This is a genomic window from Aminiphilus circumscriptus DSM 16581, assembly GCF_000526375.1.
GTDB classification, from domain to species: domain Bacteria; phylum Synergistota; class Synergistia; order Synergistales; family Aminiphilaceae; genus Aminiphilus; species Aminiphilus circumscriptus.
This window is the reverse complement of sequence record NZ_JAFY01000006.1, coordinates 1-6,981: the sequence shown is the minus strand read 5'-3', so window position 1 is coordinate 6,981 and position 6,981 is coordinate 1. Positions and strand designations below refer to the sequence as shown.

At 54.2% G+C, this 6,981-nt stretch carries 1 protein-coding gene and 2 CRISPR repeat arrays; the gene reads right to left on the bottom strand.

The genetic code is table 11. The annotated features are described in order from the left end of the window. Nucleotides 1-33: 33 nt before the first annotated feature. A CRISPR array of direct repeats spans nt 34-2,170; the repeat unit is 30 nt; unit sequence GTTTCCATCCCTCGTAGGAAGGCTCACAAC. Between the two features lie 98 nt (nt 2,171-2,268). Continuing rightward, the gene (locus K349_RS0110520) at nt 2,269-3,429 is read right to left on the bottom strand and encodes an IS256 family transposase (RefSeq protein WP_420834450.1); all 1,161 of its coding nucleotides are present in this window, start codon (nt 3,427-3,429) and stop codon (nt 2,269-2,271) included. A gap of 165 nt (nt 3,430-3,594) precedes the next feature. Next, nucleotides 3,595-6,924: direct repeats of the CRISPR family, unit length 30 nt; unit sequence GTTTCCATCCCTCGTAGGAAGGCTCACAAC. Nucleotides 6,925-6,981 lie beyond the last annotated feature (57 nt).

The window sequence follows — 6,981 nt, the reverse complement described above, 5'->3', positions numbered from 1 at the left end:
GGAGGGCACGCGCTCCAGAACCGCGAGAAGGGGGTTTCCATCCCTCGTAGGAAGGCTCACAACCCGGCTGCGCGTGCCTTGTTGGCAGGGGGTCCAAATGTTTCCATCCCTCGTAGGAAGGCTCACAACGGGATCCTGTTTCCGGAATCGGGATTCCCTCGTGTTGGTTTCCATCCCTCGTAGGAAGGCTCACAACGACGTTTCTCAGGATCGCCCGGAGAGCAGCGACGGGTTTCCATCCCTCGTAGGAAGGCTCACAACTTTGTTGCGGTTGGCGGAGGAGCAGGTGGGTATTACAGTTTCCATCCCTCGTAGGAAGGCTCACAACCGGTGCAGGAGGTAATGGAGAGACTGGATTTACATTGTTTCCATCCCTCGTAGGAAGGCTCACAACTGTCTTGGCGATCCAGAACGCGGGAGGTGCAATCTCGTTTCCATCCCTCGTAGGAAGGCTCACAACGGCATTCGACGCATCTCTCGGGAGCATCGATGACTTGTTTCCATCCCTCGTAGGAAGGCTCACAACAAGCTCGGACGGTCACGCTTTATTGGCTCTCTGACGGTTTCCATCCCTCGTAGGAAGGCTCACAACAAGGTAACTCCAAAGAAAGGGTTCCCATTGACCCTGGTTTCCATCCCTCGTAGGAAGGCTCACAACGGAATGATCCATGAAAGCAAGCACTTCCGGAGTCATGTTTCCATCCCTCGTAGGAAGGCTCACAACGATGGATCACGAAGCGGACTGTGGTACGAAATGCTGTTTCCATCCCTCGTAGGAAGGCTCACAACGCCAGGTCATGTGCTACGGTCCAGCCATTCTTGTCTGGTTTCCATCCCTCGTAGGAAGGCTCACAACCAGGGGGCACCGCTCTCCGTATTCATGCGCCCCCAGTTTCCATCCCTCGTAGGAAGGCTCACAACGTACAGGAAGCTCTGGACGAGTGAAACAGAATACGGTTTCCATCCCTCGTAGGAAGGCTCACAACCCTACGCGGATGCGGGCCGTGGATCGGATGAGCATGTTTCCATCCCTCGTAGGAAGGCTCACAACTCGTCGGCGAACAGCCCGAATACAACCAGTTCACAGTTTCCATCCCTCGTAGGAAGGCTCACAACGGAATGATCCATGAAAGCAAGCACTTCCGGAGTCATGTTTCCATCCCTCGTAGGAAGGCTCACAACGATGGATCACGAAGCGGACTGTGGTACGAAATGCTGTTTCCATCCCTCGTAGGAAGGCTCACAACGCCAGGTCATGTGCTACGGTCCAGCCATTCTTGTCTGGTTTCCATCCCTCGTAGGAAGGCTCACAACCAGGGGGCACCGCTCTCCGTATTCATGCGCCCCCAGTTTCCATCCCTCGTAGGAAGGCTCACAACGAGTATTCGACCGTCGAGCTGGACGACGGAACGATTGGTTTCCATCCCTCGTAGGAAGGCTCACAACGATACCGGATATCACGATCGACACTGGCGCGTCGGGCGTTTCCATCCCTCGTAGGAAGGCTCACAACCGGTTCTCTTCGAGAACTCTGCTGCGACAATATCCTGTTTCCATCCCTCGTAGGAAGGCTCACAACCTCTCGTTACCTCTGAGAGGACCACCTTCTCCAAAGTTTCCATCCCTCGTAGGAAGGCTCACAACGAGTGATGATCTGCTCAACCTCAGCATTTACAAGGATGTTTCCATCCCTCGTAGGAAGGCTCACAACCAGCCGTTGCCCGTCAGCGGATTCAGGCTTTCTTCGTTTCCATCCCTCGTAGGAAGGCTCACAACGAGGACGACCTGCAGCGCCGGCGGGACGAACTGGCGTTTCCATCCCTCGTAGGAAGGCTCACAACGCGACGACAAGGCTGTTGAGCGCTTTGGTGTCATATGTTTCCATCCCTCGTAGGAAGGCTCACAACGAGGACGGGATGACCCATGGACACCATGACGTCCGAAGTTTCCATCCCTCGTAGGAAGGCTCACAACGAGGTCGATCAGGGCGTATGCGTTGCCCCAGAGGGGTTTCCATCCCTCGTAGGAAGGCTCACAACCGTCGGCACTCATGAGCCCGTCGGCGGTTGTCGTGGGTTTCCATCCCTCGTAGGAAGGCTCACAACCTCCTGCGTCAGTTCTGCGCAAGTGCGCAGCAGCTGTTTCCATCCCTCGTAGGAAGGCTCACAACAGGATGTCCGGTGCTGGGCGCTGCTGATCGATGATGGAGTTGTGTGCGTCAAGTTGTGCAAAAAGGTTTTCATGGTGTTTGGCGGCCGTCTGCGGCGATTAGCCACACTTTTCCAAAAGTGCCTTTTTGTGTTCAATCAACAGGTCCATGTTGAGGTAGCGACTGGACTCCAGCCACGCCTCGTGGGTTTCGACGCACAGTGCCCGTATCAGGCGCTGACATGCATCGGTGTTTGGGAAGATACGGACGACCCGGGTCCTTCTCTTGATCTCTTCGTTGAGCCGTTCCAGCATGTTGGTTGACTTCAGATGCTTGTGATGTGCTCTGGGAAGCCGGTAGAAGGTCAGCGTCTCCTCTATGTTTTCCTCGACCCAGTCAACAAGCTTCGGATATTTCCTCTGCCATTTGGTGATCCAGGACGTCAGATCCCGGTGGGCCTCCATAATGTCCCGGCGGTCGTAGATCCAGCGGAGTTCCTGGAGACAATCGTCATCGGCCTTACGGGGCAGATGATCCAGAGCATTCCGCAGAAAATGGACGTAGCAACGCTGCCAAGATGCCTCGAGCAGGGTCTCTCCGATGGCCGAACGAAGTCCTGCGTGGTCGTCGGATACCACGAATTCGACACCGCGCAAACCCCGTAGCTTGAGCCCGAGAAGAAACTCTTTCCAACTGCTTGCCGTTTCACGGGGAGCCAATTCCACCGCCAAGATCTGCCGCTGCCCCTCCCGGTTGATTCCGATGGCGATCTGTACCGCCTGGGAACGGATAACTCCGTTCTCGCGAACTTTCTCGTAGCGAGCATCCAGAATCAAATACGGGTACTCTTCGTCAAGGGGACGGTTCGCAAAACGAGACAGGGCTTCATCGAGACCTTTGTTGATGGCGCTGATGCTGCTCGCGGAAAAACGATGTCCGCACAATTCCTCGGTGATCGCCGTCACTTTGCGCGTGGACACGCCCTGCACATACATTTCCGCCAGAGCCGCCACCAATGCCTTCTCACTGCGCTGATAACGCTCGAACAGTGCCGTGGAGAATTCTCCGTTGCGGTCTCTGGGAATCCGCAGTTCCAGCTTGCCGATTCGCGTGACCAGACTTCGGGTATAGTAGCCTGACCGATAACCCGTACGTTCTGTGTTGCGCTCATGTCGTTCGGCTCCAAGGAGTTCCGTCATTTCCCCGTCAAGGATTTCTTGCAGCACTTCCTTCATCAGGGTCTTCAGGGCATCCGTTTCGTTCCCGAAAAGGGCTTTCATTCCAGCGAAACGACTGCTATGCTTCTTTCCGGTCATGGTGTATCGCCTCCTAAGGGCTCGGGTTGCTTGTGCGCTGCAGACAACCTACATACACCATGACCTTCTTTTTTTGAATCCCCCTCCGCAAGCACTTTTTGCACACTCTTTAGAGCATAATCGATGATGGTTTCCATCCCTCGTAGGAAGGCTCACAACTGCAGCGCTTTCCAGCGAGGGAAGCGCGCTGTTCGCGTTTCCATCCCTCGTAGGAAGGCTCACAACCGGAGGTGAGGATGTGGCGAACGCAAAACAGTTTTGTTTCCATCCCTCGTAGGAAGGCTCACAACGCTTCTGGGCTCCCCATCCACCCAGATCAAAACAGGTTTCCATCCCTCGTAGGAAGGCTCACAACGCGTTCCCTCCGGTTTTGGCCGCCGCCTCCGCCTCGTTTCCATCCCTCGTAGGAAGGCTCACAACTGAACCCGAGATTGTCTGCGTCGAGCAACGTCTCCTGTTTCCATCCCTCGTAGGAAGGCTCACAACGCTGAAAACAAAGACGCTGGACAGAGAGCGAGAACTGTTTCCATCCCTCGTAGGAAGGCTCACAACGTTTTACGTTTCCAGAGCAAAGATTCGGTATCTGCGTTTCCATCCCTCGTAGGAAGGCTCACAACGACTGGTGGGAGCGGAATTTTTCATCTGCAGGAGTGTTTCCATCCCTCGTAGGAAGGCTCACAACGCACATCATACCCCATTTTGCGCATTTATCCATATACGTTTCCATCCCTCGTAGGAAGGCTCACAACCGGGTTTCCCGTCAGTCCCTCCTGTATCTTGAGCGGTTTCCATCCCTCGTAGGAAGGCTCACAACCATAGCCCTTCTGTGCCATCCGCTGGCTGTACTCCTGTTTCCATCCCTCGTAGGAAGGCTCACAACGAAAACTTCTTCACGGTAACTCCTCCTTTCGAAAATGTTTCCATCCCTCGTAGGAAGGCTCACAACTCGCTGAGAAAGCAAAGGGCATATCATATACATCACGTTTCCATCCCTCGTAGGAAGGCTCACAACGGGCGCTTTGATGTGTTGATCTTCTTAGCCAGAATCCGTTTCCATCCCTCGTAGGAAGGCTCACAACGGCACATCCGCATTTGCGACAGTAGTCCAAACTCATGTTTCCATCCCTCGTAGGAAGGCTCACAACCATGGTCGCTTGGATGGCTTCAAGAGTTCCAGTGTTGTTTCCATCCCTCGTAGGAAGGCTCACAACTAATCTGGAGGACCTCCGTCCCTTCAGGGAAGATGGGTTTCCATCCCTCGTAGGAAGGCTCACAACTTCCCCCTTTGTGACTGTCCCGTCCTGGACCCTCTTTGGTTTCCATCCCTCGTAGGAAGGCTCACAACCATGATAGAATCCCTGACCTTCCGGACCTCGTCCCAATGTTTCCATCCCTCGTAGGAAGGCTCACAACTCGCGTTCATGGTCGGGACGGGGAGGATGTTAGAAGTTTCCATCCCTCGTAGGAAGGCTCACAACTAGGGATTGCGTCATTCGTGAATAACATGAGGACGGTTTCCATCCCTCGTAGGAAGGCTCACAACCTCCCGCAAGAATATTTCGGCGGGAGTCCAGAAAATGTTTCCATCCCTCGTAGGAAGGCTCACAACGAACACCAAGGCCGCATCTCCCTCAAAATTTCACGGGTTTCCATCCCTCGTAGGAAGGCTCACAACTGGCCCGGTCAACCAGTGGGATATGGATTGGTTCAAGTTTCCATCCCTCGTAGGAAGGCTCACAACCGAGACACTTTGTTCCGTCAAGACGCAGGACATAGGTTTCCATCCCTCGTAGGAAGGCTCACAACGCACTGGAATCCGGCCGACAACGACCGGATTCAGGGGTTTCCATCCCTCGTAGGAAGGCTCACAACACGTGGCCTCCGCTCTCAAACGTGTGTAAGGAAACAATGTTTCCATCCCTCGTAGGAAGGCTCACAACGTCTCCGAACCACAGATAATACGGCTCGGAACGAGGTTTCCATCCCTCGTAGGAAGGCTCACAACAATCTCGCCGTCGGGGAGGCGAAAAGAATACCGGGGTTTCCATCCCTCGTAGGAAGGCTCACAACAGAGCGGTGGTTCTCGCACCACCGCTCGAAATCCCTGGTTTCCATCCCTCGTAGGAAGGCTCACAACGGTTGTACAGTGCGACGGCGAGAATATCAGGATGACGTTTCCATCCCTCGTAGGAAGGCTCACAACGACACATCCGCATTTGCGACAAGAGGCCAAACTCATGTTTCCATCCCTCGTAGGAAGGCTCACAACTTTTTAAACTCTCTTTGGCTCTGAACTGGATCGCAATGTTTCCATCCCTCGTAGGAAGGCTCACAACCACGACCACGGATACTCCGACCATAGCGCATTCATGTTTCCATCCCTCGTAGGAAGGCTCACAACCATTCCGTTCAATCAGCCACATCTGGTTATTCTGAGTTTCCATCCCTCGTAGGAAGGCTCACAACCCTTCGCACGACGCTGTTCCAGCATATGAGTTGATGTTTCCATCCCTCGTAGGAAGGCTCACAACCGGAAGGCATTCAGAGCCTCTTGCCGCGGGCAAATTCGTTTCCATCCCTCGTAGGAAGGCTCACAACAAGATGCAGTGTTCCTTCGTTGAGCCAGTCAGGGAAGTTTCCATCCCTCGTAGGAAGGCTCACAACGCAAGGGCGGGGCAGGAACTTCATATTGCCCAGGAAGTTTCCATCCCTCGTAGGAAGGCTCACAACGAATCCATAAGCGCCAAAATTCTCACCCATGCAGGAGTTTCCATCCCTCGTAGGAAGGCTCACAACTCCTCGCGTGGGCAGTGAGGGGTTGTCTGGAATGGGTTTCCATCCCTCGTAGGAAGGCTCACAACCTCACACCGGGAGGGTGTTTCGCATGGCACTGAAATGTTTCCATCCCTCGTAGGAAGGCTCACAACAATGACTGTACGTTGATGATCGAGCGAGGTGTGGCAGTTTCCATCCCTCGTAGGAAGGCTCACAACACGCCGACATCGCGGTCGGCGACACGCAGTTCGTCATGTTTCCATCCCTCGTAGGAAGGCTCACAACTCGGATGGTGTAGGGCCACCGTAGAGAAATGGAGAAGGTTTCCATCCCTCGTAGGAAGGCTCACAACAGAAGGACTGCCTCGTCATCGACTTCGCAGACACGGGTTTCCATCCCTCGTAGGAAGGCTCACAACTTATTCGTGCTCAATGGATAGACTCGCTGAAAAAAGTTTCCATCCCTCGTAGGAAGGCTCACAACCGAGGACGAGGACAATGTAGCCGCCCGCGAGACGGGTTTCCATCCCTCGTAGGAAGGCTCACAACGGGCGCAAGCTACGCCATTGTCCGAAATTTCAACACGAGTTTCCATCCCTCGTAGGAAGGCTCACAACGATTCATACCCAGCCTTCCAAGCATCGCGTTCGCCGCGGTTTCCATCCCTCGTAGGAAGGCTCACAACTTTTTACTAGTATGTCTTTTGGAATGTCTTTAATATTGTTTCCATCCCTCGTAGGAA

Coding starts and splice junctions, on each gene's coding strand:
- K349_RS0110520 (WP_420834450.1), bottom strand. CDS start 3,429: ATGAAAGCCCTTTTCGGGAACGAAACGGATGCCCTGAAGACCCTGATG.